25 protein-coding genes are annotated in these 24,020 nt (G+C 67.8%); 18 read left to right on the top strand and 7 right to left on the bottom strand.

Annotated features, from left to right (window positions below):
* The first annotated feature begins 13 nt into the window (after nt 1-13).
* The 8 genes from pntB to JJB11_RS05030 all read left to right on the top strand — a co-directional run bounded on the left by pntB (nt 14) and on the right by JJB11_RS05030 (nt 9,929).
* Nucleotides 14-1,426 (top strand): Re/Si-specific NAD(P)(+) transhydrogenase subunit beta, encoded by a 1,413-nt coding sequence (pntB, locus tag JJB11_RS05065; protein ID WP_201166789.1) that lies wholly within the window; start codon nt 14-16, stop codon nt 1,424-1,426.
* A 14-nt stretch (nt 1,427-1,440) separates the two neighbouring features.
* Nucleotides 1,441-3,117: a long-chain-fatty-acid--CoA ligase gene (locus JJB11_RS05060; RefSeq protein WP_201166788.1), complete on the top strand. Its 1,677-nt coding sequence runs from the start codon at nt 1,441-1,443 to the stop codon at nt 3,115-3,117.
* Between the two features lie 215 nt (nt 3,118-3,332).
* Entirely contained in the window at nt 3,333-4,346 is a 1,014-nt protein-coding gene (locus JJB11_RS05055; RefSeq protein ID WP_201166787.1) for an ABC transporter permease subunit, read from the top strand.
* Nucleotide 4,347: 1 nt separating this feature from the next.
* The gene (locus tag JJB11_RS05050) at nt 4,348-5,247 is read left to right on the top strand and encodes an ABC transporter permease subunit (protein ID WP_201166786.1); all 900 of its coding nucleotides are present in this window, start codon (nt 4,348-4,350) and stop codon (nt 5,245-5,247) included.
* Nucleotides 5,248-5,412: 165 nt separating this feature from the next.
* Complete coding sequence (locus JJB11_RS05045; RefSeq protein WP_201166785.1) at nt 5,413-6,432, top strand: ABC transporter ATP-binding protein; 1,020 nt, start codon at nt 5,413-5,415, stop codon at nt 6,430-6,432.
* Nucleotides 6,429-7,478 carry a dipeptide ABC transporter ATP-binding protein gene (locus tag JJB11_RS05040; protein WP_201166784.1) on the top strand — a complete coding sequence of 350 codons (1,050 nt, stop codon included), beginning with the start codon at nt 6,429-6,431 and terminating at the stop codon, nt 7,476-7,478. Before JJB11_RS05045 ends, JJB11_RS05040 begins: the two co-directional genes overlap by 4 nt.
* A complete protein-coding gene (locus tag JJB11_RS05035; protein ID WP_201166783.1) occupies nt 7,475-9,076 on the top strand; it encodes an ABC transporter substrate-binding protein in 1,602 nt (533 codons plus the stop codon). Before JJB11_RS05040 ends, JJB11_RS05035 begins: the two co-directional genes overlap by 4 nt.
* Before the next feature lie 151 nt (nt 9,077-9,227).
* Nucleotides 9,228-9,929, top strand: coding sequence for a 5'-methylthioadenosine/adenosylhomocysteine nucleosidase (locus tag JJB11_RS05030; protein ID WP_201166782.1), 702 nt, complete (start codon nt 9,228-9,230; stop codon nt 9,927-9,929).
* Here the strand turns inward: JJB11_RS05030 and JJB11_RS05025 are convergent.
* Genes JJB11_RS05025 through JJB11_RS05000 form a run of 6 tightly spaced genes read right to left on the bottom strand, consistent with a single transcriptional unit; the run spans nt 9,926 to nt 15,217 of the window.
* Nucleotides 9,926-10,597: a hypothetical protein gene (locus tag JJB11_RS05025; RefSeq protein WP_201166781.1), complete on the bottom strand. Its 672-nt coding sequence runs from the start codon at nt 10,595-10,597 to the stop codon at nt 9,926-9,928. The genes JJB11_RS05030 and JJB11_RS05025 overlap by 4 nt on opposite strands.
* A 51-nt stretch (nt 10,598-10,648) precedes the next feature.
* Complete coding sequence (locus tag JJB11_RS05020; protein WP_201166780.1) at nt 10,649-11,407, bottom strand: metal ABC transporter permease; 759 nt, start codon at nt 11,405-11,407, stop codon at nt 10,649-10,651.
* Nucleotides 11,404-12,324 (bottom strand): metal ABC transporter substrate-binding protein, encoded by a 921-nt coding sequence (locus JJB11_RS05015; protein ID WP_201166779.1) that lies wholly within the window; start codon nt 12,322-12,324, stop codon nt 11,404-11,406. Before JJB11_RS05015 ends, JJB11_RS05020 begins: the two co-directional genes overlap by 4 nt.
* 13 nt (nt 12,325-12,337) lie before the next feature.
* Nucleotides 12,338-13,792: a hypothetical protein gene (locus JJB11_RS05010; RefSeq protein ID WP_201166778.1), complete on the bottom strand. Its 1,455-nt coding sequence runs from the start codon at nt 13,790-13,792 to the stop codon at nt 12,338-12,340.
* Between the two features lie 57 nt (nt 13,793-13,849).
* Complete coding sequence (locus JJB11_RS05005) at nt 13,850-14,197, bottom strand: hypothetical protein (RefSeq protein WP_201166777.1); 348 nt, start codon at nt 14,195-14,197, stop codon at nt 13,850-13,852.
* Between the two features lie 27 nt (nt 14,198-14,224).
* Nucleotides 14,225-15,217 carry a magnesium and cobalt transport protein CorA gene (locus JJB11_RS05000; RefSeq protein ID WP_201166776.1) on the bottom strand — a complete coding sequence of 331 codons (993 nt, stop codon included), beginning with the start codon at nt 15,215-15,217 and terminating at the stop codon, nt 14,225-14,227.
* 363 nt (nt 15,218-15,580) lie between these two features.
* Between JJB11_RS05000 and JJB11_RS04995 the strand changes: the two genes are divergently transcribed.
* The 5 genes from JJB11_RS04995 to hprK all read left to right on the top strand — a co-directional run bounded on the left by JJB11_RS04995 (nt 15,581) and on the right by hprK (nt 18,137).
* Nucleotides 15,581-15,775, top strand: a complete 195-nt coding sequence (locus JJB11_RS04995; protein ID WP_201166775.1) for a hypothetical protein — start codon at nt 15,581-15,583, stop codon at nt 15,773-15,775.
* A gap of 21 nt (nt 15,776-15,796) precedes the next feature.
* The gene (locus tag JJB11_RS04990; RefSeq protein WP_201166774.1) at nt 15,797-15,967 is read left to right on the top strand and encodes a hypothetical protein; all 171 of its coding nucleotides are present in this window, start codon (nt 15,797-15,799) and stop codon (nt 15,965-15,967) included.
* A 291-nt stretch (nt 15,968-16,258) separates the two neighbouring features.
* On the top strand, nt 16,259-16,588 hold the full coding sequence (hpf, locus tag JJB11_RS04985) for a ribosome hibernation-promoting factor, HPF/YfiA family (RefSeq protein ID WP_201166773.1): 330 nt from the start codon (nt 16,259-16,261) through the stop codon (nt 16,586-16,588).
* A 117-nt stretch (nt 16,589-16,705) separates the two neighbouring features.
* Nucleotides 16,706-17,173, top strand: coding sequence for a PTS sugar transporter subunit IIA (locus tag JJB11_RS04980; protein WP_201166772.1), 468 nt, complete (start codon nt 16,706-16,708; stop codon nt 17,171-17,173).
* A 13-nt stretch (nt 17,174-17,186) separates the two neighbouring features.
* Nucleotides 17,187-18,137, top strand: coding sequence for an HPr(Ser) kinase/phosphatase (gene hprK / locus JJB11_RS04975; protein ID WP_201166771.1), 951 nt, complete (start codon nt 17,187-17,189; stop codon nt 18,135-18,137).
* A gap of 155 nt (nt 18,138-18,292) precedes the next feature.
* Here the strand turns inward: hprK and fur are convergent, their stop codons facing one another.
* A complete protein-coding gene (fur, locus tag JJB11_RS04970) occupies nt 18,293-18,724 on the bottom strand; it encodes a ferric iron uptake transcriptional regulator (RefSeq protein ID WP_201166770.1) in 432 nt (143 codons plus the stop codon).
* Between the two features lie 56 nt (nt 18,725-18,780).
* On the opposite strand from fur, the gene JJB11_RS04965 reads away from it, so the two are divergent.
* The 5 genes from JJB11_RS04965 (at nt 18,781) to leuS (ending at nt 24,019) form a co-directional block, all read left to right on the top strand.
* Complete coding sequence (locus JJB11_RS04965; RefSeq protein ID WP_377371983.1) at nt 18,781-19,338, top strand: outer membrane protein assembly factor BamE; 558 nt, start codon at nt 18,781-18,783, stop codon at nt 19,336-19,338.
* Nucleotides 19,339-19,344: 6 nt separating this feature from the next.
* Nucleotides 19,345-20,217 carry a 4-hydroxy-tetrahydrodipicolinate reductase gene (gene dapB, locus JJB11_RS04960; protein WP_201166768.1) on the top strand — a complete coding sequence of 291 codons (873 nt, stop codon included), beginning with the start codon at nt 19,345-19,347 and terminating at the stop codon, nt 20,215-20,217.
* Nucleotides 20,218-20,290: 73 nt separating this feature from the next.
* Nucleotides 20,291-20,950, top strand: a complete 660-nt coding sequence (locus tag JJB11_RS04955) for a MotA/TolQ/ExbB proton channel family protein (protein ID WP_201166767.1) — start codon at nt 20,291-20,293, stop codon at nt 20,948-20,950.
* Nucleotides 20,951-20,952: 2 nt separating this feature from the next.
* Nucleotides 20,953-21,369 (top strand): ExbD/TolR family protein, encoded by a 417-nt coding sequence (locus tag JJB11_RS04950; RefSeq protein WP_201166766.1) that lies wholly within the window; start codon nt 20,953-20,955, stop codon nt 21,367-21,369.
* A gap of 34 nt (nt 21,370-21,403) precedes the next feature.
* Complete coding sequence (gene leuS, locus JJB11_RS04945; protein ID WP_201166765.1) at nt 21,404-24,019, top strand: leucine--tRNA ligase; 2,616 nt, start codon at nt 21,404-21,406, stop codon at nt 24,017-24,019.
* Nucleotide 24,020 lies beyond the last annotated feature (1 nt).

Genomic DNA, 24,020 nt, shown 5'->3' with positions numbered 1-24,020 from the left:
AGGAGGCATCGCCATGAACGCAAGCCTCGCCACCGTTTCCTACATCGGTTCCACCATCCTCTTCATCCTGAGCCTCGGCGGCCTCTCCAATCCGGAGACCGCCCGCCGCGGCAACCTCTTCGGCATCATCGGCATGGCGCTGGCCGTGCTGGCCACTGTGTTCGGGCCGCGCGTGACGCCGGCCGGCTACCCGTGGATCATCGCGGCCCTGGTCGTCGGCGCCACCATCGGCCTGCTCGCTGCCAGGAAGGTGCAGATGACGCAGATGCCGGAGCTGGTCGCGCTGATGCACAGCCTGGTGGGCCTCGCCGCCTGCCTGGTCGGCTTCGCCAGCTACGTCGACAGCTCCGTCGCGTTCGAGGGCGCCGAGAAATCCATCCACGAGATGGAGATCTACATCGGCATCCTGATCGGCGCCATCACCTTCTCCGGATCGGTGATCGCGTTCGGCAAGCTCTCCGGCAAGATCGGCGGCAAGCCCCTGCTGCTGCCGGCGCGCCACTGGCTGAACCTGGCCGGCCTGCTGATCGTGATCTGGTTCGGCCGCGCCTTCCTGCATGCCGAGACCATCCAGGCGGGCATGGGGCCGCTGCTCGTGATGACCGTCGTCGCGCTGCTGTTCGGGGTGCACATGGTGATGGCCATCGGCGGCGCCGACATGCCGGTGGTGGTCTCCATGCTCAATAGCTACTCGGGCTGGGCCGCGGCCGCGACCGGCTTCATGCTGAGCAACGACCTGCTGATCGTGGTGGGCGCGCTGGTGGGTTCTTCCGGCGCCATCCTCTCGTACATCATGTGCCGCGCGATGAACCGCAACTTCGTCAGCGTGATCGCCGGCGGTTTCGGCGGTGGCGGCGGCACGCCCGCGGCCAAGGGCGACGCGGCGGACCCGGTGGGCGAGGTGACTCCCATCAGCGCGGTCGAGACGGCGGAGCTGCTGCGCGAATCGAAGAACGTCATCATCGTCCCCGGCTACGGCATGGCGGTGGCGCAAGCGCAGCACACCGTGTTCGAGATCACCAAGCTGCTGCGCGAGAAGGGTGTCAATGTGCGCTTCGGCATCCACCCGGTCGCCGGCCGCATGCCGGGCCACATGAACGTGCTGCTCGCCGAGGCCAAGGTGCCCTACGACATCGTGATGGAGATGGACGAGATCAACCAGGACTTCCCGGACACGGACGTCGCCATGGTGATCGGCGCCAATGACATCGTGAATCCGGCCGCGCAGGAAGACCCGACCAGCCCGATCGCCGGCATGCCGGTGCTGGAAGTGTGGAAGGCCAAGACCTCCATCGTGATGAAGCGCAGCATGGCCTCCGGCTATGCCGGCGTGGACAATCCGCTGTTCTACAAGGACAACAACCGCATGCTGTTCGGTGACGCCAAGAAGATGCTGGACGAGGTACTGGCGGCGCTGAGGGCATGACGCAGGAGACCGGCATGGACAGCCGCCCCTGGCTCGGCGCCTACCCGCAAGGGGTGCCGGCCGACATCGACGCATCGCAGTACCTGTCGCTGGTGCAGCTCATGGAAGAGAGCTTCACCCGCTACGCCGCGCGGCCCGCGTACGCGTTCATGGGCAAGGAGTTCAGCTTCGGCGAGATCGACTCGCTCAGCCGGGCCCTGGCGGCGTACTTCCAGGGCCTGGGGCTGGTGAAGGGCGATCGCGTGGCGATCATGATGCCCAACGTGCCGCAGTACCCGGTGGCCGTCGCGGCGATCCTGCGCGCCGGCTTCGTGGTGGTGAACGTCAACCCGCTGTACACGCCGCGCGAGCTGGAGCACCAGCTCAAGGACTCGGGGGCCAAGGCGATCGTCATCATCGAGAACTTCGCCAACACCTTGCAGCAGTGCATCGCGCACACGCCGGTGCAGCACGTGGTGCTCGCGAGCATGGGCGACCTGCTGGGCGGCCTCAAGGGCGCGCTGGTGAACTACGTGGTGCGCCGGGTGAAGAAGATGGTGCCGGCGTACAACCTGCCCGGCGCCGTGCGCTTCAACGAGGCGGTGGACCGCGGCACGCGTGGCACGCTGCGCAAGCCGGACCTCAAGCCCGACGACGTCGCGGTGCTGCAGTACACCGGCGGCACCACGGGCGTGTCCAAGGGCGCGGTGCTCCTGCACCGCAACGTGATCGCCAACGTGCTGCAGTCCGAAGCCTGGAACAAGCCGGTGATGGACAAGGTGCCCGCCGGCGAGCAGTCCACCACGGTCTGCGCGCTGCCGCTGTATCACATCTTCGCCTTCACGGTCGGCATGATGCTGAGCCTGCGCACCGGCGGCAAGATCCTGCTGATCCCCAATCCGCGCGACCTGCCGGCGGTGCTGAAGGAGCTCTCGAAGTACAAGTTCCACAGCTTCCCGGCGGTGAACACGCTGTTCAACGGCCTCGCGCACCACCCCGACTTCGACAAGGTGGACTGGTCGCACCTGAAGGTCTCGGTCGGCGGCGGGATGGCAGTGCAGGGTGCGGTTGCCAAGCTGTGGCTGGAGAAGACCGGCTGCCCGATCTGCGAAGGCTACGGCCTGTCGGAGACCTCGCCTTCGGTGAGCTGCAACCCGGTGACCAGCACCGAGTTCACCGGCACCATCGGCGTGCCGCTGCCCTCGACCTTCATGAAGTGCCTGGACGACAACGGCATCGAGGTGCCGCAAGGCCAGCCCGGCGAGATCGCCATCAAGGGCCCGCAGGTCATGGCGGGCTACTGGCAGCGGCCCGACGAGACCGCGAAGGTCATGACGCCCGACGGCTTCTTCAAGAGCGGCGACATCGGCGTGGTGGACGCGCGCGGCTACTTCCGGATCGTCGACCGCAAGAAGGACATGGTGCTGGTCTCCGGCTTCAACGTGTACCCCAACGAGGTCGAGGACGTGGTGATGCAACTGCCGGGCGTGGCCGAGTGCGCGGTGGTCGGCATCCCCGACGAAAAGACCGGCGAGGCCGTGAAGCTGGTGATCGTCAAGCGCGACCCGGCGCTCACCGAGGAAAAGGTCAAGGAGTTCTGCCGCGCCAACCTCACGGGCTACAAGCAGCCGCGCAGCATCGAGTTCCGCACCGACCTGCCGAAAACGCCGGTCGGCAAGATCTTGCGGCGGGAGTTGCGGGACCGGAAGTAGGAAGGGGCTTTTACACCCAACATCCGGACGCAGAGGGCGCAGAAGTGACGCAGAGGACGCAGAAGAAAACCTTTTAAAGGGGATTCCTTTTGCGTCCTCTGCGAAACCTTTGCGCCCTCTGCGTCCGGTTGTTGGGTTTTTGACTCCGTGCATCGGCGCACCGGGTGCATCCCCGGTAGTCACATCCTGCCGGGCCCGCGCACAATCGGCTCGCCATGCTGCGTTTCCTCCTGACCCGCCTGTCGCTGGTCATCCCGACCTTCTTCGGGATGACGCTGCTGGCGTTCTTCCTGATCCGGCTGGTGCCCGGCGATCCGATCGAGACCCTGGCCGGCGAGCGCGGGATCGATCCGGTGCGGCATGCGCAACTGCTCCACGAATACGGCTTCGACCGGCCCGTGCTGGTGCAGTACGGCATCTACATCACGCGCGTGCTGCACGGCGACCTGGGCAAGTCCCTCATCACGCAGGAGCCGGTGATCCGCGAGTTCGCGACGCTCTTCCCTGCGACCATCGAGCTGGCCGTGTGCGCCATCCTCTTTGCGCTGGTGCTGGGCATTCCGGCCGGCATCATTGCCGCGGTGAAGCGCAACTCGGTGTTCGATCACGGCGTGATGGCGACCTCGCTCACCGGCTACTCCATGCCGATCTTCTGGTGGGGCCTGCTGCTGATCCTGCTGTTCTCGGTGCAGCTGGGCCTCACGCCCGTGTCGGGCCGGCTCGCGGTGGAGTATTTCATCGAGCCGAGGACGGGCTTCCTGCTGATCGACTCGCTGCTCTCCGACGACAAGGGCGCGTTCGTCTCGGCCATGGAGCACCTGATCCTGCCCACCATCGTGCTGGGCACCAACCCGCTCGCGGTGGTGGCGCGCATGACGCGCTCGGCGATGCTGGAAGTCCTGGGCGAGGACTACATCCGCACGGCCCGCGCCAAGGGCCTGCCGCCGCTGCGCGTGATCGGCGTGCATGCGCTGCGCAATGCGCTCATCCCCGTCGTCACGGTGATCGGCTTGCAGGTGGGCGTGCTGTTCACCGGCGCCATCCTCACCGAGACCATCTTCTCCTGGCCCGGTGTCGGCAAGTGGCTGATCGAAGCGATCAATCGCCGCGACTACCCCGTGCTGCAGGGCGGGATGCTGCTGCTGGGCGTCGTGGTGATGGCGGTCAACCTGCTGGTCGACCTCACCTACGGCCTGATCAATCCGCGCATCCGGCTGCAGGGGCATTGAGATGAGCACGGTGCCGTCCGCCCTCGCGCCTGCCGCCGTGCCGCCGGGCCCCTGGCGCGAATTCTGGATCGCGTTCTCCGCCAATCGCGGCGCGGTGATGGGCCTGGGCGTCGTCGTGGTGCTGCTGCTGCTGGCGCTGTTCGCGCCGTGGGTGGCGCCGCACGCACCGGACCTCACCAATCCCGCGGCCTTCCTCAAGCCGCCGGCGTGGCAGGCGGGCGGCGCGTGGCGGCACCCGCTGGGCACCGATGCGATCGGCCGGGACATCCTCTCGCGCCTGATCTGGGGCGCGCGGCTGTCGCTGTCCATCGGCGTCGCGGTGGTGCTGATCTCGGTGGTCGTCGGGATTGCGCTGGGGCTCGTGGCCGGCTTCGCGCGCGGCATCGCGGAGATCACCATCATGCGGCTGATGGACATCATCCTCACGCTGCCCAGCCTGCTGCTGGCCATCGTGATCGTCGCCATCCTGGGCCCCGGCCTGGTGAACGCGATGCTGGCGGTCGCGATCGTGGTGCTGCCGCATTACGTGCGGATCACGCGGGCGGCGGTGATTTCCGAAGTGTCGAAAGACTATGTCACCGCGGCGCGCGTGAGCGGCGCCGGCACGTTGCGGCTGATGTTCAGCGAAGTGCTGCCGAACTGCGCCGCGCCGCTGATCGTGCAGGCATCGCTGGGCGTCTCGACCGCCATCCTCGATGCAGCCGCGCTCGGCTTCCTGGGCCTGGGCGCGCAGCCGCCCGCGCCCGAATGGGGAACGATGCTCGCCGACGCGCGCGAATTCGTCCTGCGCGCCTGGTGGGTCGTGACCTTCCCCGGCCTGATGATCCTCGTCGCCGTCCTCGCGTTCAACTTGCTGGGGGATGGATTGCGGGATGCGCTGGATCCGAAGTTGAAGCGGTGAGAAGGTAAACCCAACACCCGGACGCAGAGGGCGCAAAGGTTTCGCAGAGGACGCAAAAGGAATACCAATGAGAATGAATTCCAAGACTGTGTTCGGGTTTCCTTTTGCGCCTTCTGCGCAACTTCTGCGTCCTCTGCGTCCGGTTGTTGATTTTTAGAAGCCCCCATGCCCCTCCTCGAAATCGAAGACCTCCGCGTCGACTTTCCCACGCAGGGCAGCGTGATGCATGCGGTCGATGGGGTGAGCCTCGCGTTGGAGCAGGGGGAGGTGCTGGGCATCGTGGGCGAGTCGGGGTCGGGGAAGAGCGTGGCGATGATGGCCTTGATGGGGCTGGTCGCCTATCCCGGCCGCGTGCGTGCGAAGACGCTGCGCTTCGCCGGGCACGACCTGCTGGGCATCAGCGACCGCGAGCGGCGGCGGCTGGTCGGGAAGGACCTGGCCATGATCTTCCAGGAGCCCACGACCAGCCTGAACCCCTGCTTCACCATTGGGTACCAGCTGGTCGAGACGCTGCGCCAGCATTCGCCCCTGGACCACAAGAGCGCGCGCCGGCATGCGATCGAGTTGCTGGAACAGGTCGGCATCCCCGCGGCCGCGTCGCGCATGGACGACTACCCCCACCAGCTCTCCGGCGGCATGAACCAGCGCGTGATGATCGCGATGGCGATCTCCTGCAATCCGCGGCTGCTGATCGCCGACGAGCCCACCACGGCGCTGGACGTCACCATCCAGGCGCAGATCCTCGACCTCCTGCGGACCTTGCAGCAGGAGCGCGGCATGGCGCTCGTCCTCATCACGCACAACATGGGCGTGGTGAGCGAGATGGCGCAGCGGGTCGCGGTGATGTACGCCGGGCAGGTGATGGAGCAGCAGCAGGTGGATCGTTTGTTCGCCGCTCCGCAGCACCCCTACACCGAGGCGCTGCTGGCGGCGCTGCCGGAGCAGGGCGAGGCCGGCCACCGGCTCGCCACCATTCCCGGCGTGGTGCCGGGTGTGTTCGACCGGCCCGCGGGCTGCCTGTTCGCGCCGCGCTGCGCCTATGCCACTGCGCATTCGCAGGCCGTGCGGCCGCCGCTGCGCGACTGGCAAGGAGGCCAGGTGCGCTGCCATTACCCGCTGGGCGATCCGACGCGAGAGCAACGCATCGCGCACGACCTGCCGCTGCGTACGGAGGCCGTGGAATGAGCGCCGTCGTGGTCGAGGCGAAGGACTTGCGCAAGACCTATCCGGTGCGCCGCAGCATGTTCCGCGCGCCGGCGCAGCTGCAGGCGGTCGGCGGCGTGTCGTTCACGCTGGAGGAGGGACGCACCCTGGCCGTGGTCGGTGAATCGGGCTGCGGCAAGTCCACCCTCGCGCGCATGGTGGCGCTGATCGAGCCGCCGACGCAGGGCTCGCTCGTGCTCGATGGAACGGACGCCGTGCAGACGCCGGCTTCGGAGCGCAAGCGCCTGCGGCGGGCGGTGCAGATGGTCTTCCAGAATCCCTATGGTTCGCTGAACCCGCGCAAGAAGATCGGCGCGGTGCTGGAAGCGCCGCTTGCGATCAACACGGACATGAAGCCGGCCGAACGGGCGGAGCGCGCCCGCGCCATGCTGGCCCAAGTCGGATTGCGGCCGGAGTTCGCCAACCGCTATCCGCACATGTTCTCCGGCGGCCAGCGCCAGCGCATCGCGATCGCCCGTGCGCTCATGGCCGGGCCCAAGCTGGTGGTGGCGGACGAGCCCGTGTCGGCGCTGGACGTCTCCATCCAGGCCCAGGTGCTCAACCTGCTGGCGGACCTGCAGCAGGAGTTCCGGCTGGCCTACCTGTTCATCTCGCACGACCTCGCCGTGGTGCGCCACATCGCGCACGACGTGCTGGTGATGTACCTGGGGCACGTGATGGAGCAGGGGCCCAAGGCGAAGATCTACGCGCAGCCCCTGCATCCGTACACGCACGCGCTGCTCGCGTCCACGCCGGGGTTGGCAGCACGCGGGCGGCCCCGCATCGTGCTGCAAGGCGAGCTGCCCTCGCCGCTGCATCCGCCCGCCGGCTGCGTGTTCTCCACGCGCTGCCCGTACGCGCAGGACCTCTGCCGGCGCGAGCGGCCGCTGCCGCGTGCCCTCGACGAGCGCCTGGTCGCCTGCCATTTCGCCGACGACTTCCTGCGCAAGGGTTTCCCCGAGGAGTCGCTTGCCGATAATGCCCAACTTGCCGGCCGCGCCGGTTCCCTTGAAGGAGTGTCGCCATGAAGCGCATCACGATCCGCACGCATCTCGCCGTCACGGCGCTGGCCCTCGCGGCCGCCACCGGCGTCCACGCCAAGACGCTGGTGTTCTGCTCGGAAGGCAGTCCCGAGAACTTCTATCCGGGCATCAACACGACCGGCACCTCGTTCGACGGCAACGAGCCGATCTACAACCGCATCGTGGAGTTCGAGCGCGGCGGCACGAAAATCGTCCCAGGGCTCGCCGAGAAGTGGGAGATCTCCCCCGACGGCCTGATCTACACCTTCCACCTGCGGCACGGCGTGAAGTGGCACAACCAGCGTGCATTCAAGCCTTCGCGCGACTTCAACGCCGACGACGTGCTCTTCATGTTCGACCGGCAGTGGAAGGAGAGCGATCCCTACTTCAAGGTCACGAGCAGCAACCACTCGTACTTCAACGACATGGGCATGCCCAAGCTGCTCAAGAGCGTGGACAAGCTCGATGACTACACGGTGCGCATCACCCTCAACAAGCCCGAGGCGCCTTTCCTCGCCGATCTCGCCATGCCTTATGCGGCGGTGCAGTCCAAGGAGTACGCCATCGCCATGCTCAAGGCCGGCACGCCCGAGAAGGTGGACCAGGAGCCGATCGGCACCGGCCCGTGGTACCTGCTGCAGTACCAGAAGGACGCGGTGATCCGCTACAAGGCGTTCGCGCAATACTGGGGCGGCAAGGCCAAGATCGACGATCTCGTGTACGCGATCACGCCGGACGCGTCCGTGCGCTGGGCCAAGCTGCAGAAGGGCGAGTGCCACGTCATGCCGTACCCGAACCCGGCGGACCTGGAGACGATGCGCAAGGACCCGAACGTCGTCGTGCTGGAGCAGCCCGGCCTGAACATCGGGTATCTCGCGTACAACGTGACGAAGAAGCCCTTCGATGACGTGCGCGTGCGCAAGGCCGTCAACATGGCGATCAACAAGAAGGCCATCATCGACGGCGTGTACCTGGGCTCCGGCGTCGCCGCCAAGAACCCGCTGCCGCCCTCGATGTCCGCGTACAACGATGCGATCAAGGACGATCCCTACGATCCCGAAGCGGCGAAGAAGCTGCTGGCGCAGGCCGGCTATCCGAGCGGCTTCAGCACCGACCTGTGGGCGATGCCCGTGCAGCGTCCCTACAACCCGAACGCCAAGCGCATCGCCGAACTGATGCAGGCCGACCTGGCCAAGGTGGGCGTGAAGGCGGAGATCAAGAGCTTCGAGTGGGGCGAGTACCGCAAGCGCATGCAGAACGGCGAGCACCAGATGGGCATGCTGGGCTGGACCGGCGACAACGGCGACCCGGACAACTTCCTCGCCGTGCTGCTCGGTTGCGAGTCCGCGAAGACCAATGGCTCGAACGTCGCCAAGTTCTGCAACCCGCAGTTCGAGGACCTGATCCAGAAAGCCAAGCAGGTCACCAAGCCGGCCGAACGCGACGCGCTGTACAAGAAGGCGCAGGTGATCTTCAAGGAGCAGGCGCCGTGGTTCACCATCGCGCATGCGGTGCAGCTCAAGCCCGTGCGCAAGGAAGTGGTGGACTTCAAGCTGTCGCCGTTCGGGCGGCACAACTTCTACGGGGTCGACATCAAGCAGTAGCGGAGGGATTGGCAGCAAACCCAGCATCCGGACGCAGAGGGCGCAAAGGTTTCGCAGAGGTCGCAAAAGGACATCCAAGTAAAAAAAGGATTCCTTGCGCGGGTTCTGCGGACTGTTGCGATTTCCGGGTCCAAGACACAATGCGGCCATCATGCGCACTGCCATCGTTTCCGCCATGCACGAGGAGCTCGCCGCGGTGCTGGCGTTGCTGCCGGACGAGCACAAGCAGGTGGCGGGTGGGCGAGAGTTCTGGGTCGGGCACCTGCACGGGCAGGAGGTCGTGGCCGTGCTCTCGCGCATCGGCAAGGTGGCCGCAGCGACCACCGCCACTGCACTGATCGAACGCTTCCACGTCGACCGCATCGTGTTTACCGGCGTGGCCGGCGGCCTCGCGCCGGGCGTGAACCGCGGGGATGTCGTGGTCGCCGATGCGTTCCTGCAGCATGACCTCGACGCCTCGCCGATCTTTCCGCGCTACGAGGTGCCGTTGTACGAGACCGATCGCTTCCGCACCGATGCTGCGCTCACGGAGCAACTCGTCGCAGCCGTGCGCACCGCCTTGCACGGCACGCACGTGCACCGCGGTCTCGTGGTCAGCGGCGATCGCTTCGTCTCGAGCGCGGCGGAGAGCCAGGTCCTGACCCTGGCGCTGCCCGAGGCCCTGGCGGTGGAGATGGAGGGCGCCGCCTTTGCGCAGGTGTGCCACGACTATCGCGTGCCGTTCGCCGCCGTGCGCACCGTGTCCGACCGCGCCGACGACGCGGCGCACGGCGACTTCCTCACCTTCATCGACGAGGTGGCGAGCCGCCACTCCGCCGCGATCGTCGCGGCGTTCCTGCGCGCGAACTGCTAATCGCCCGCGAGGGGCAGCGTGATGCCGAGCGTCCAGTAGGAGGCGTTGGGCCCCGCGAGGCGCTGGGCGCGGCTCAGGTCCACGCTCCAGCGCCCGTTCGGGCTCCAGTGGGCGCCGGCGCGCACGAAGTGCGTTTCGTTTTCCAGGTAGCGCTCCACGATGAGCGTCCAGGGCTCGCTGGCCTGCCACTCCAGCGACACGCCGCCGCGCGGCAGGTCCCGCGTGCCGTTCCCGAAGTCCCGGCCCAGGTTGGCATTCACCGCGAGGCTCTTCAGGGGATGCCAGGTGGCGATCGCATAGAAGCGCGTGCCCGCATAGTTCGGATGCTGCTGCGTGATCCAGATCGGCTGCAGGTCGGCGCCGACGCTCCACTGCTCGTCCAGCTCGTGGGCCCATTTGACCTCGAGGTTCCAGGCCGTCGCGGAGCGGCCGTCGCCGCGTGCGTGCTCGCCGGCGCCGTCGATTTCAATGGGGCCCACGCGGCAGTTGACGCCGGCGTGGAGCAGCTGGGCGCCGCCGTCGTAGTGGCTCGCCCAGGTCTCCTCCTCGCAGTGGCCCGGTTCCAGCAGGCTCGCATCGTCGACGGAAAAATGGCCCCCGGCTGCGCGCGCGCCGGCACAGGCACACCAGGCGGCCACCGCAAGCAGGCCTCGCGAACGGTTCCTCATCGCACTCCCCTGCCGGCGGAGTGCGGCAGTCCTTTCCGGCCGGATGATGCCTCAGCTTGCCCGGCGCTGCAGCAGGGGCGCCAGGGCTGCGACGGCGGCGAGCGTGCAGACCACGGTCGGACCGGAGGGCAGGTCCAGCACGGCGGACAGCGCGAGGCCGATGGCGTAGCCCACGGCACCGATCACATAGCCCAGCACGAGCCGCGTCCGGCCGGAGCTGCGCAGCGTCGCGAGCGCCGGCACGATCAGGCTGGTGAACACCAGGTACACGCCCACCAACTGCACCGACGCCGTCACCGCGAGCGCGAACGCAGCGTAGAAGCCGAAGCGCAGGCGCCGCACCCAGCCGAGCGCCAGCGCGAGCAGCAGGAACGCCGTCACCGCCGCCAGCGCCAGGAGTTGCGGGGTGCCGACCCACAGGATCTGCCCCACGAGCAGGTCCTTCAGGTGCTCGCCGCCGTGCGGATTGCTGGCCAGCAGGAGCAGGCCGACCGAGGCCGCGAGCACGAACAGCACGCCGATCAGTGCTTCCTGCTGTTCGGGCAGGCGGCGTTCGGTCCAGGTGAGGAGGCCCGCGCCCAGCAACGCTGCGACCAGCGCGGCGCCCTGCACGGCGAGCCCGTGCTCGGGCAGTCTCAGCGAGTCCGCGGCGATCACGCCCAGGCCGGCGATCTGCGCGATCGCCAGGTCGATGAACACGATGCCGCGGTCGAGCACCTGCATGCCCAGCGGCACGTGGCTGGCGAGCACGAGCAGGCCGGCGACGAGCCCAGGCCCGAGGATGCCGAGGTCGATGGCGCCCCAGTTCATTTGGCGTGCGCCGCGGCGAGCAGGCGGGCGACCGTGTCGTCGTAGAGTCCGAACAGGTCCTTGGCCGCGTCGGTGCCACCCACGGTGAAGGCGAGCTTCACTGCGGGGATGCCGGCATTGCTGGAGAGCCACTCGGAAGGCTTGGGATCGAGATAGGCCGAGTACACGACCATGCGCGCCGGCGTGGCCTTGAGCGTCGCGAGCACGGACTGCAGGTGGGCCGCGCTGGGCTCCACGCCCGGCTTCGGCTCGAGCACCGCGACCTCCTTGAGCCCCAGCCAGTCATAGAGGTACGCGAACGCCTTGTGCTGCGAGACGACGGGCACGCCGCGCAGCGGCGCCGCCTGCGTGGTCCAGCGCGCGAGCGCCTGCTGCCATTTCTGCTCGAACGCCGCGGACTGCTGGGCGTACTGCGCGGCATGCGAGGGATCGAGCTGCTCCAGTCGCGCTGCGAGCTTGGGCGCGATGGCGGCCATGTTGCGCGGATCGGTCTGGATGTGCGGGTTGCCGGCCGCGTGCACGTCGCCTTGCGAGCGGTCGACGCTGGTGGGCACTTCCAGCTTGCGCACGAAATCGGCCGCCGCGAAGTTGCCGGGCTGGCCTGGCTGCACCTTGTCGTTGCCGGACTGCTGCAGCAGCACGGGCAGCCAGCCGACCTCCAGCTCGGCGCCGGTGCACACGACGAGGTCGGCGGCGCGCATGCGCGCGATCAGGCTGGGGCGCGCCTGGATCTGGTGCGGGTCCTGCAAGGCGGTGGTCGCCGAACTCACGTCCACGAGCTTGCCCCCCAGCTCCTGGGTGAGGGCGGCCCACTCGGGTTCGCAGGCGAAGACTTTCAGCGCCGCGTGGGCGGGTGCCGTGAGCGCGGCCAGCGCGAGCGCCGCGGCAGCGAGGATGGGGGGACGGGTGATCTTCATTGCGTTTCCTTGCTCAATAGCTGTGCGCGCCATGGGCGCCCAGGCTCATCTGGTATTGAATGAGCCACTGCGTGTCCGCTGCTCCCGCGCGCGCGCGGTCCTGCGCCAGTTGGAAACGCCAGCGCGAGAACTCGCTGGGACTCCAGTCCAGCATCAACGTGTTCTTGCTGGGCGAGCCGCTGTCCTGCGCGACCAGCCCGCTGTTGCTGCCGTAGTCCGGTGTGCCTGGCGACAGCCGCTCGGTGCGCAGCCCGAATCGCCAGTGCGGCATGAACTGGTAGACACCTTGCAGGTACCAGCCCGACTGCGTTGCCCGGTAGTCGCCCGGCGAGGCCGCGCCGGCCGTGTCGACCACCATGCTGCCGTCGCGCCGGCTTTGCAGGTATTCGCCTTGCAGCTTGAAGTTGGTCCGGGTCGCATTGCCGTTGGGCGCCCATTTCCAGACAGCGTCGGCGATCCAGACGCCCGTGCTGCCGGCGAAGCGGTTGCGGATCTCCTTGCCGGCGGGGTCGAACGCGAGGAGTTCCTGGTCGCCCGCATGCGCATGCAGGTACGAGAGGCCTGCGCGCCAACTGCTGCTGTCGCCGATGTCGCCGCCGGTGTGCGCGGCGAGCGTGTACATGCCCGGAGCATTGTGCGCGGCGAGCGTGTACATGCCCGGAGCATTGTGCGACGTGTCGCTGCCCGGATAGCTGCGGCCGCGTCCGGCCTCGGCGCTCAGCTCGATGAACTGCTCGGTCGGCGCGAGCCATGTGAGCCGCACGCCGTCATCGTCGAATTGGGTGCCCAGCATCGCCTGGTAGGCGAGCGGCGCATCGGCGAAGTCCCAGGCATGGGCATGTTGCGGATTGAGGTAGCCGATGTTCGAGAAGAAGCGGCCGGCCCGCAGGTTGAGCCCGTGGCCGAGCGATGTCGTCTCGACATACGCCTCCTCCACCGACACCGTGTTGTCCGGTGCGAACGAGAGGTTGGCCGCGCCGCGGAACCAGGGGTCGATGTTGGCGGCGAGCCCCAGCTCGGACTCGGCGAGGCTGAAGCCGCGCACGCCCGGACCGATCGCGGCGTCGGGCGGCAGCGAGAAGCCGCGGATGCGATAGGTGGCGGGGTCCTGCGAGCTGTTGTAGTAAGCGCCGGACAGGATGAGCGAGAGGGCCGGCTGGAAGCCGCCGCCCGCCGCGCTGCCGCCGCCCGTGGGTGCAGCAGTCGCTGTCGTGGCGGCGGGCGCCGTCGCTGCGGGTGCCGCTGCGGTGGCATTCGGAGGCGAAGCTGCTGCCGCCGCCTCGGCGGCCTGCACGCGCTTCTCCAGCGCCTGGATGCGCGCCTCGTACTCGGCGCGCATGGCGGCGATCTCGCGGCGCAGGGCCTGCGTGTCGGGATTGGGATGGGTTGGGGGTGAAGCGGTTTGCGCCACGGCGCTGCCCGCAGCCAGGCACAGGATCCATCCTGCCCGGCGGACTACGTGATCCATCGTGGGTCTCCTTGCACGAAACGACGAAGGCCGCACGACCCGTGCGGCACCGGCATGTCACGCGTGCAGGAGAGGCGGGGCGCGGCTGGCGTAGTGGCGGGGAGGAGGCGCGACACGCGTCGCGAACGCCGGGCAGCCGGGGTTCGCGTGCGGCAGCGAGACGAGCGCCTGCACGTGCGGCGTCGCCGCGGGAGGGCCGCTGCCGATCGCTGCGGCCACCAGGCACAGGTCGCAGGCTGCGTTCGCGAGCGTCGGCTTCTCGTCCTGTGCCGCCGCGATCGACTGCAGGTGCTGCAGCACGTGGACCGTGCTTGCCCACTGCGCGACCGGCAGGCACAGCGCGCAGGCCAGCACCCACGCGCAGCGGCGGGAGGCCAGCAGTCGGCGGACGGAGGCAAGCAGCACGGCGCGGATCTTACGCCGGGTGCGAGTTCAGCTCAGCCAGCCCCGGCGGCCGAAGTACCACATGGGCGCTGCCGCGCTCAGGATCATCAGCACCACCACGTAGGGATAACTGAAGACCGGGCCCAGCCACTCCAGCTCGGGGAAGTGCAGGTTCATGCCGTAGATGCTGGCGACCAGCGTCGGCGGCAGCAGCGCCACGCTTGCGACCGAGAAGATCTTGATGATCTTGTTCTGGTTGATGTTGATGAAGCCGACCGTGGCATCCATCAGGAAGTTGATCTTGTCGAACAGGAAGGCCGTGTGGTTGTCCAGCGATTCGATGTCGCGCAGGATCTGCCGCGCCTCCTCGAACTGCTCCGCGGTGAGCATGCGGCTGCGCATCATGAAGCTCACGGCCCGCCGGGTGTCCATCACGTTGCGGCGGATGCGGCCGTTCAGGTCTTCCTGCCGCGCGATGGCTTCCAGTGCCTCGCGCGCCAGCGTGTCGGTCACCTTGCCGGCGAGCACCTTCTTGCTGACCTCCTCGAGCGCGTCGTAGATGCCTTCGAGGGTGTCGGCGGAGTATTCCGCATCGGCGTCGAACAGCTTGAGCAGCACTTCCTTGGCATCGGCGATCAGGCCGGGCGCGCGCCGCGCGCGCAGGCGCAGCAGCCGGAACACGGGCACGTCCTCGTCGTGGATCGAAAACAGCACGCCGTGGCTCTTGAGCGTGCTGTTCATCAGGTTGAGGATGAAGGCCACGCGCACCGTGCGCGGCTCCTCCTCGTTGGCGATCAGGAAGTCGCTGCGGATGTGCAGTTCACCGTTGTCCTCTTCGTAGAAACGCGCGGACTCCTCGATGTCCTCGTCCATCACGTCTTCCGGGATGGACAGCCCGTAGTACTGCTTGACCCAGCGCTTCTCCTCCAGCGTGGGCGCCTCCAGGTCGACCCACACCGGCTGGAAGCGCGAGAGTTCTTCCAGCGACTCGATCTCCTCCTGGAACAATCGGCCGTTGGCGAGCGTGAAGATGTTGAGCATGGCTCCGTCCCGTGCGTGGTGTTCTGTGGTGCGGCGGGTGGTGCTTCCAACGCACCGCGGCACGGGCATCGGGAGCTGCCGGCTGGCGGGGCCTCCGGAGTATCGTGCGGCGATCGCCCGGTTCGCCTGGAGCGAGTTTCCGGGAGCGTCCTTGGCCGTTTGGAGGCGCCGATTATGCCGCGCCCAGGAAGTGCGCCCGGGCAGCGCTGGACAGGCAGCCAGTACGACGCCCATGGTCGAGCCTCATCCGCAGGACAAATCCTACACAGCTGGGCCAGAACGTCCGACAGCAGGGCTCAACCGCCCACCCTACATTGGCTCCATCGCCCCGGACTCCGGTCCGGCAGACAGCAAGGAGCCCAGATGATCCAGCTAGCGACCGACCCGAACGCCCGCCGCCCCAACTGGCAGCCCGCCTCGGCAGAAGGCAAGGACAGCCCCCTGGCCGTGCGTCCGGCACGCAGCGGGCACGCCTGGCCGTTCATCAGTCGCCACGGCGAGCGCAGCACCAGCTCGCAGGATCCCAAGCGGCCCCAAAGCAGCGCCACCGGCAGCTAACCGTAGGCGCAGGAGACAGTCATGTTCAAGGAACCCAAGTCCAATCACCGCTACGCCGACACGCCCCGCGACAAGCCGCAGGCCGATCGCGTGGAGCACGCCAACCTCGAGCGCCCCGGCGCGCAGGCGCACCCCAAGGCAGCGGGCACGTGGAACCATCTCGACGCGGCGGCGCTCTGGCGCCTGCGTTGATCGCATCCTGACCCTCTGAGCGAGGCGGCCGCACGGCCGCTGTTCGTGCTTGCCAACGGCCCTTGCGAGGGCCGTTCGCTTTGGTGCGGCCGCTCGTCGTGTGGCTTGCGCGCCGGTGTCCGCGCGAGCGCTTGCCAGCGCTCGATCTCACCCTGGAATCGCGCCTGAGCCTGAGGGAAATCAATGGACTTTTGAGGGGGCGGGGGGCATAGTGGGTCGCAGAGAGTTAGCGCAGTTCCTTCCCCCCGCGCCGCAACGGCGCCGTGTCCAACCCAAGTCACAGGAGGCTCCATGAACCTGACGATCAGCGGTCACCATCTCGAAGTTACCCCCGCTCTCAGAACGTACGTGACCACCAAGCTCGATCGCATCACCCGTCATTTCGATCAGGTCGTGGACATCAAGGTCTTGCTCACCGTGGAGAAGCAGAAGGAGAAGGAACGAAGGCAGCGCGCCGAATGCCGCATCCATGTGAAGGGCGGCGACATGTTTGCCGAAAGCGCGCACCAGGATCTCTACGCCGCGCTCGACGAACTCGTCGACAAGCTCGACCGCCAGGTCGGCCGGCACAAGACGCGCATGCAGGACCATCACTGCGACGCACCCAAACGCGTGATGTAAAGCCGGACGCCGGGCCCGTCGCCGGGCCCGCTTCCGCTTCCGGCATGTCGTCGGGAAGCGCGGGTCGGCCGTTTGGGAGCAGTGCACCATCGCGCGTGCATAATCCGCCCACCCATCATGAACCGCCTCGCGTCCATCCTGCCGCCCGCCCAAGTCCTGGTCGGCGTCGACGCCACGAGCAAGAAGCGGGCTTTCGAGGAAGCCGGGCTGCTGTTCGAAAACCTCCATGGCCTGTCGCGCGCCCTGGTCACGGACAGCCTGTTCGCGCGCGAGCGCCTCGGCTCCACCGGGCTCGGGCACGGGGTTGCCATTCCCCACGGACGCATCAAGGGCCTGAAGGCGCCGATGGCGGCGCTGTTCCAGCTCGCGACGCCCATCGGCTTCGACGCCCCGGACGAGCAACCGGTCAACCTGCTGATCTTCCTGCTGGTCCCGGAGGCCGCGACGCAGAAGCACCTGGAAATCCTGTCCGAGATCGCCGAGCTCCTGAGCGACGCGCCGCTGCGCGACAAGATGCGTTCCAGCACCGACGCCAGGCAGCTGCACCAGGTGATCGCCGGCTGGCAATCCGCCCAGCCCCAGTGAGGGCCCAAAGCGCTTGAAACCCACCGTCGTCAGCGCCGACGTCCTGTTCGAAGACCACCGCGGGCAGCTCAAGTGGGAATGGGTCGCGGGCCTCGGCGCCTCCGAGCGGCGGTTCGACGAAGTCGCCGTGCGCAAGGCCCGTTCGGGCGCCGACCTCGTCGGGTACCTCAACTACATCCACCCGTATCGCGTGCAGATCCTGGGCGAGCGTGAGGTGGCCTACCTCACCAACGCCACGCAGGAGGACTGCGCCCGGCGCATCTCGCGCATCGTGACGCTGGAGCCGCCCGTGCTCGTGCTCACCGACGGCCAGGCCGCGCCCGAGGCCTTGCTGTCCATGTGCGAGCGGGCGCAGATCCCGATGTTCTCCACGCCCGAGCCGTCGGCGTTCGTCATCGACGTGCTGCGTGCGTATCTCTCGAAGCACTTCGCCGAGCGCACGTCCATGCACGGCGTGTTCATGGACATCCTGGGGCTCGGCGTGCTGATCACCGGCGAGTCGGGGCTGGGCAAGAGCGAGCTGGGCCTGGAGCTGATCACGCGCGGCAACGGCCTCGTTGCGGACGACGCGGTCGATCTTTACCGTGTGAACCAGACGACCATCGAGGGCCGCTGCCCGGAGCTGCTGCAGAACCTGCTGGAAGTGCGCGGCATCGGCCTGCTCGATATCCGCGCCATCTTCGGCGAGACCGCGGTGCGGCGGAAGATGCGGCTGCGCCTGATCGTGCACCTGGTGCGGCGCGAGACCATGGAGCGCGAGTACGAGCGGCTGCCCTACGAGCCGCTCACGCAGGACGTGCTGGGCGTGCCGGTGCGCAAGGCCGTGATCCCCGTCGTCGCCGGCCGCAACATGGCCGTGCTGGTCGAAGCCGCCGTGCGCAACACCATCCTCCAACTGCGCGGAGTCGACACCTACCAGGAATTCGTCGAGCGGCACCGCCGCGCGATGGAAAAGGGCAGCTGAGGGCGAGAGGCCTTCCAAACCCAACAACCGGACGCAGAAGGCGCAGAAGTTACGCAGAGGACGCAGAAGAAAACCTTTTTGAAAAGGGAATTCCTTTTGCGTCCTCTGCGAAACCTTTGCGTCCTCTGCGTCCGGTTGTTGGGTTTGAATGCCCGCTACCGCACCGGCTTGTTCGGGCAGTTGACCTTGGTGCAGTGCGCGTAGAGCGACAGCGCGTGATCGGCGATTTCGAAGCCCTTCAGTTTGGCCACTTCGTGCTGCTTGCGTTCGATCTCGGGGTCGTAGAACTCCTCCACGCGCCCGCAGTCGAGGCATACCAGGTGGTCGTGGTGCGTGCCTTCGTTGAGTTCGTAGACGGCCTTGCCGCTTTCGAAGTGGCTGCGGCTCAGGATGCCGGCCTGCTCGAATTGCGTGAGCACGCGGTACACGGTGGCCAGGCCGATGTCCGAGCGTTCCTCGAGCAGCACGCGGAACACGTCTTCCGCCGTCATGTGGCGCTGCGTTCCGCGATGGAACACGTCCAGGATCTTCAGGCGCGGCAGCGTCGCCTTCAGGCCCGTGCTCTTGAGTTCGTCGATATTGGCCATGGTGCTGCCGCTACAATGCCGCGATCATATCGCCTGCCCCCTCCGACAGCCTTTCCATGCCCGCCATGCCCCTGCGCCCCATGCGCTCCGCCCTGGTGGCCGCCGCGGCCATCGTCGTCCTCTCGGGCTGCAGCACGGCGGGTGGCAACGGCCTGCTCAACGCGATCACCCCATACAAGGTTTCCGTCGTGCAGGGCAACTTCGTGTCGAAGGAGCAGGTCGACGCGCTGCAGAAGGGCATGAGCCGCGACCAGGTGCGCAACGTGCTGGGCACGCCGCTCGTGACCAGCCTGTTCCACTCCGATCGCTGGGACTACGTGTTCACGCTGAAGCGCCAGGGCGTCGAGCCGCAGAAGCGTCACCTCACGGTGTACTTCCGCAATGACATGATGGATCGCGTCGAAGGCGATCCCATGCCGAGCGAATCGGAGTTCGTCTCCACGCTCGACACGCACAAGCGTCTGGGCAAGGTGCCGCGCCTCGAAGCGACGGACGAAGAGCTGCGCAGCTTCCAGGCCAAGAACCACAACGAGCCGGCGGCAACTCCGGCGGCACCGGCGCCGGCGCCCGCCGCGCCGGTGAACTATCCCCCGCTGGAATCTCCCAGCCGCTGAGGTCGCATGAAGGGTACGCAGGCGCTGAAGAACGTCGCGGTGACCGGGGCGGTGCAGCCGCCGCCCGCCGGCAGCACGCAACACCAGGTCGCCGTCGCCGGCGCCTCGGGCCGCATGGGCCACATGCTGATCGAGGCGATCCGGGCCTCGGACGATTGCCGGCTCGCGGGCGCGCTCGACGTCGCGTCCAGCCTCGCCATCGGCAACGACGCGGCGGCCTTCCTCGGCCACGCGAGCGGCGTCCCGGTGACGGCCGACATCGCCACCGGCCTGGCGCACGCGCAGGTGCTGATCGACTTCACCCGCCCCGAGGGCACGCTTGCGCATGTGCAGGCGTGCCGCGAACGCGGCGTGAAGATGGTCATCGGCACCACCGGATTCACCGACGCGCAGAAGGACCAGATCGCCGACGCGGCCCGCGACATCGCGATCGTCATGGCGCCCAACATGAGCGTGGGCGTGAACGTGACGATGAAGCTGGTGGAGATGGCCGCCAGGGCGCTGGCCGAGGGCTACGACATCGAGATCATCGAGGCGCACCACCGCCACAAGGTGGATGCGCCCTCGGGGACGGCGCTGAAGATGGGCGAGGTGATCGCCCAGGCGCTGGGCCAGTCGCTGAAGGACACCGCCGTGTACGAGCGCCATGGCCACACGGGGGAGCGCAAGCCGTCCACCATCGGCTTCTCCGCGATCCGCGGCGGCGACATCGTCGGCGACCACACCGTGCTGTTCGCCGGCACCGGCGAACGCATCGAGATCACGCACAAGGCGGCCAGCCGCTCCACCTACGCCCAGGGCAGCCTGCGTGCCGTGCGTTTCCTGGGCGGGCAGGAGCGCGGCCTGTTCGACATGTTCGACGTCCTCGGCCTTCGCTGATGGCCGCGTCCCGCCGCCGCGTCGCAGCTGCCCGGCTGGCGCAGCGGCGCGGGGCCGCGGCGGGCGGCGCCGCATGAACTTACTCGACCTGTTCCGCCATGGCGACGCGCTGACGCAGGGCGTGGCCATCCTGCTGCTGGTGATGTCGGTGTCCAGCTGGGTGGTGATCCTGTGGAAGGCCTGGATGTTGCGGCGTGCGCGCCATGACGTGGCCCGCAGCACGGCGGCGTTCTGGCAGGCGCGCTCGGTCGCCGATGCGCGCCAGAAGGTCTCGGCCTTCGATCGCGATGCGCTGGTGCTGCCCCTGGTGCTGGCAACGGCGGAACAGTCCCCCGGCTCGCTCGCGGCCGCTGGCGACAAGGCGCAGCAGCTCACGCGCGTGCTGCGCAATGCACTGCACGCGGTGCTGGGGAAGCTGCAGTTCGGCCAGGTGCTGCTGGCGACCGTGGGCTCGACCGCCCCCTTCGTCGGACTGCTCGGGACGGTCTGGGGCATCTACCACGCGCTGACCGGCATCGCGAACGCCGGCCAGATCAGCATCGACAAGGTGTCCGGCCCGGTGGGCGAGGCGCTGATCATGACCGCCGCGGGCCTGGCGGTCGCGATCCCCGCCGTCCTCGGCTACAACATCTTCGGCCGCGTCATCGGCCGGATCGAGGCGGACCTGGAAGGCTTCGCCTTCGACCTGCGCGAACTGCTCACCCAGGGGGCGCCGATGCCCCGCGAAGAGTAGCCATGGCCTTCGGCCGCCTGGAGCGCGCGCAGGGCGATCCGCCGATGAGCGAGATCAACGTGACGCCGCTGGTGGACGTGATGCTCGTGCTGGTGGTGATCTTCATCATCACCGCGCCGCTGCTCGCCAGCTCGATCCGGCTCGACCTGCCGAGGGCGGTTGGCACGCAGGGCGGCGACGCGCCGCGCTTCCTGAGCGTGGTCGTGGACAAGGCCGGCCAGGTCTTCCTGGACGACCGGCCGGTCCAGCCCGCCCAATTCGCGGCCCGGCTCGCCGCGGCGGCGAAGCAGAACCCGGACACCGAGATCCAGCTGCGCGCCGACCAGGGCGTTCCCTACGGCAAGGTCGTGGAAGTCATGGGCCTCGTGCACCAGGCGGGGCTCTCGCGCATCGGGTTCGTGGCGGAGCCGGCGAGGTAGTCCCTCCTCGCCACTCCCTACAATCAGCCAAATCATGGAAGACAAGTACGACCACCTGGCGGTGGAAAAGGCCGCCCAGGCCGAGTGGACGGCGCGCGATGTCTATCGCGTGACGGAGGATGCGCGCAAGAAGAAGTTCTATGCGTGCTCCATGCTCCCCTATCCCTCGGGCAAGCTGCACATGGGGCACGTGCGCAACTACACGATCAACGACATGTTGACGCGGCACTTGCGCATGAAGGGCTACAACGTGCTGATGCCCATGGGCTGGGACGCCTTCGGCCTGCCGGCAGAGAACGCGGCGTTGAAGAACAAGGTGCCGCCGGCGAAGTGGACGTACGAGAACATCGCGTACATGAAGGGCCAGATGCAGGCCATGGGCCTGGCGATCGACTGGTCGCGCGAGATCGCCACCTGCGATCCCAGCTACTACAAGTGGAACCAGTGGCTGTTCCTGAAGATGCTGGAGAAGGGCATCGCCTACCGCAAGACCCAGGTGGTGAACTGGGACCCGGTGGACCAGACGGTGCTCGCCAACGAGCAGGTGATCGACGGCAAGGGCTGGCGCACCGGCGCGGTGGTGGAGAAGCGCGAGATCCCGGGCTACTACCTGAAGATCACCGACTACGCGCAGGAGCTGCTGCAGTACGTGCAGGAGGACCTGGCGGGCTGGCCCGAGCGCGTGAAGCTGATGCAGGAGAACTGGATCGGCCGCAGCGAAGGCGTGCGCTTCGCGTTCCCGCACCAGATCCGCGGCGACGACGGTCGCTTGATCGGCGACGGCCGCCTGTACGTGTTCACGACGCGCGCCGACACCATCATGGGCGTGACCTTCTGCGCGGTGGCGCCCGAGCATCCGCTCGCGCAGCACGCGGCGAAGACCAACCCGAAGCTCGCGCAATTCATCGAGGACTGCAAGAAGGGCGGCACCACCGAGGCCGAACTCGCGCTGCGCGACAAGGAGGGCATGCCCACCGGCCTGAAGGTGACGCATCCCCTCTCGGGCGAGAGCGTGGACGTCTGGGTGGGCAACTACGTGCTCATGGGCTACGGCGACGGCGCGGTGATGGGCGTCCCCGGCCACGACGAGCGCGACTTCGCGTTCGCGCTGAAGTACGGCCTGCCGATCGTGCAGGTGGTGCACGTGGACGGCAAGGAATACGACTACAAGCACTGGCACGACTGGTATGCCGACAAGGAAAACGGCATCACCATCAACTCCGACATCTTCAGCGGCTTCCGCTACCAGGAGGCGGTGAACGCGGTCGCGCACCACCTGCAGGTGAAGGGCCTCGGCGAGAAGAAGACGACGTGGCGGCTGCGTGACTGGGGCGTGAGCCGCCAGCGCTACTGGGGCACGCCCATCCCCATCATCCACTGCGACGTGCACGGCGCCGTTCCGGTGCCCGAGAAGGACCTGCCTGTCGTGCTGCCGCAGGACTGCGTGCCCGACGGCAGCGGCAACCCGCTGAACAAGCGCGAGGACTTCCTCGCCTGCAAGTGCCCGGTGTGCGGCAAGGACGCGCGCCGCGAGACCGACACGATGGACACCTTCGTGGACTCGTCCTGGTATTTCATGCGCTACTGCGACCCGAAGAACGAGCAGGCGATGGTCGGCGAGGGCACGGAGTACTGGATGCCGATGGACCAGTACATCGGCGGCATCGAGCACGCCATCCTGCACCTGCTGTACGCACGCTTCTGGACCAAGGTCATGCGCGACCTGGGGCTGGTGAAGATCGCCGAGCCCTTCACCAGGCTGCTGACGCAGGGCATGGTGCTCAACGAAGCCTTCTCGCGCACCAACACGGGCAAACAGTACTTCTGGGCGCACGAGCTGGACATCGCGCGCGACGAGCACGCGAAGGTGATCTCCGCGACGGCGAAGTCCGACGGCCAGCCGGTGACGTACGAGGGCTGGACCACCATGTCCAAGTCCAAGAACAACGGCGTGGACCCGCAGGAGCTGATCGAGCGCTACGGCGCCGATACGGCGCGGCTGTACACGATGTTCACCGCGCCGCCGGAAGCGACGCTGGAATGGAACGACGCGGCGCTCGAGGGCAGCTACCGGTTCCTGCGGCGCGTGTGGAACTTCGGCGTGAAGCTCGGCGCCGGCGGGCAGTCCAAGGCCGCGAGCTACGGCAAGCAGCCGCAGGCGCTGCGCCGCGAGCTGCACACGGTGCTCAAGCAGGTGGACTACGACTACCAGCGCATGCAGTACAACACCGTCGTCTCCGGTGCGATGAAGATGCTCAACGCGCTGGAGGACTTCAAGGGCGCAGGCGAGCCGGGCGGCGAGGCCGCGCAGCGCGAAGGCTTCGGCATCCTGCTGCGCGCGCTCTATCCCGCGACGCCGCACATCACGCAGGCGCTGTGGAACGCGCTCGGCTATCGCGAAGCGTTCGGCGAACTGCTGGATGCGCCCTGGCCGCAGGTCGACGAGAGCGCCCTGAAGCAGGATGAGATCGAGCTGATGCTGCAGGTCAACGGCAAGCTGCGCGGCTCGATCCTCGTGCCGGCCGCGGCGGGCAAGGCGGAGATCGAGAAGATCGCGCTCGCCAGCGAGGGCTTCACCAAGTTCGCCGGCGGCGCCGCGCCGAAGAAGGTGATCGTCGTGCCGGGCCGGCTCGTCAACGTGGTGGTCTGAG

This window comes from Ramlibacter ginsenosidimutans (assembly GCF_016654015.1).
GTDB lineage: Bacteria > Pseudomonadota > Gammaproteobacteria > Burkholderiales > Burkholderiaceae_C > Ramlibacter > Ramlibacter ginsenosidimutans.
Note: the sequence above shows the minus strand (reverse complement) of the source record. Positions and strands in the feature narration are given on the sequence as shown.

Bases quoted from the DNA above. Each gene is read 5' to 3' on its own strand.
- pntB (WP_201166789.1), top strand. From the start codon at position 14: ATGAACGCAAGCCTCGCCACCGTTTCCTACATCGGTTCCACCATCCTC.
- JJB11_RS05060 (WP_201166788.1), top strand. From the start codon at position 1,441: ATGGACAGCCGCCCCTGGCTCGGCGCCTACCCGCAAGGGGTGCCGGCC.
- JJB11_RS05055 (WP_201166787.1), top strand. From the start codon at position 3,333: ATGCTGCGTTTCCTCCTGACCCGCCTGTCGCTGGTCATCCCGACCTTC.
- JJB11_RS05050 (WP_201166786.1), top strand. From the start codon at position 4,348: ATGAGCACGGTGCCGTCCGCCCTCGCGCCTGCCGCCGTGCCGCCGGGC.
- JJB11_RS05045 (WP_201166785.1), top strand. From the start codon at position 5,413: ATGCCCCTCCTCGAAATCGAAGACCTCCGCGTCGACTTTCCCACGCAG.
- JJB11_RS05040 (WP_201166784.1), top strand. From the start codon at position 6,429: ATGAGCGCCGTCGTGGTCGAGGCGAAGGACTTGCGCAAGACCTATCCG.
- JJB11_RS05035 (WP_201166783.1), top strand. From the start codon at position 7,475: ATGAAGCGCATCACGATCCGCACGCATCTCGCCGTCACGGCGCTGGCC.
- JJB11_RS05030 (WP_201166782.1), top strand. From the start codon at position 9,228: ATGCGCACTGCCATCGTTTCCGCCATGCACGAGGAGCTCGCCGCGGTG.
- JJB11_RS05025 (WP_201166781.1), bottom strand. From the start codon at position 10,597: ATGAGGAACCGTTCGCGAGGCCTGCTTGCGGTGGCCGCCTGGTGTGCC.
- JJB11_RS05020 (WP_201166780.1), bottom strand. From the start codon at position 11,407: ATGAACTGGGGCGCCATCGACCTCGGCATCCTCGGGCCTGGGCTCGTC.
- JJB11_RS05015 (WP_201166779.1), bottom strand. From the start codon at position 12,324: ATGAAGATCACCCGTCCCCCCATCCTCGCTGCCGCGGCGCTCGCGCTG.
- JJB11_RS05010 (WP_201166778.1), bottom strand. From the start codon at position 13,792: ATGGATCACGTAGTCCGCCGGGCAGGATGGATCCTGTGCCTGGCTGCG.
- JJB11_RS05000 (WP_201166776.1), bottom strand. From the start codon at position 15,217: ATGCTCAACATCTTCACGCTCGCCAACGGCCGATTGTTCCAGGAGGAG.
- JJB11_RS04995 (WP_201166775.1), top strand. From the start codon at position 15,581: ATGATCCAGCTAGCGACCGACCCGAACGCCCGCCGCCCCAACTGGCAG.
- JJB11_RS04990 (WP_201166774.1), top strand. From the start codon at position 15,797: ATGTTCAAGGAACCCAAGTCCAATCACCGCTACGCCGACACGCCCCGC.
- hpf (WP_201166773.1), top strand. From the start codon at position 16,259: ATGAACCTGACGATCAGCGGTCACCATCTCGAAGTTACCCCCGCTCTC.
- JJB11_RS04980 (WP_201166772.1), top strand. From the start codon at position 16,706: ATGAACCGCCTCGCGTCCATCCTGCCGCCCGCCCAAGTCCTGGTCGGC.
- fur (WP_201166770.1), bottom strand. From the start codon at position 18,724: ATGGCCAATATCGACGAACTCAAGAGCACGGGCCTGAAGGCGACGCTG.
- JJB11_RS04965 (WP_377371983.1), top strand. From the start codon at position 18,781: ATGCCCGCCATGCCCCTGCGCCCCATGCGCTCCGCCCTGGTGGCCGCC.
- dapB (WP_201166768.1), top strand. From the start codon at position 19,345: ATGAAGGGTACGCAGGCGCTGAAGAACGTCGCGGTGACCGGGGCGGTG.
- JJB11_RS04955 (WP_201166767.1), top strand. From the start codon at position 20,291: ATGAACTTACTCGACCTGTTCCGCCATGGCGACGCGCTGACGCAGGGC.
- JJB11_RS04950 (WP_201166766.1), top strand. From the start codon at position 20,953: ATGGCCTTCGGCCGCCTGGAGCGCGCGCAGGGCGATCCGCCGATGAGC.
- leuS (WP_201166765.1), top strand. From the start codon at position 21,404: ATGGAAGACAAGTACGACCACCTGGCGGTGGAAAAGGCCGCCCAGGCC.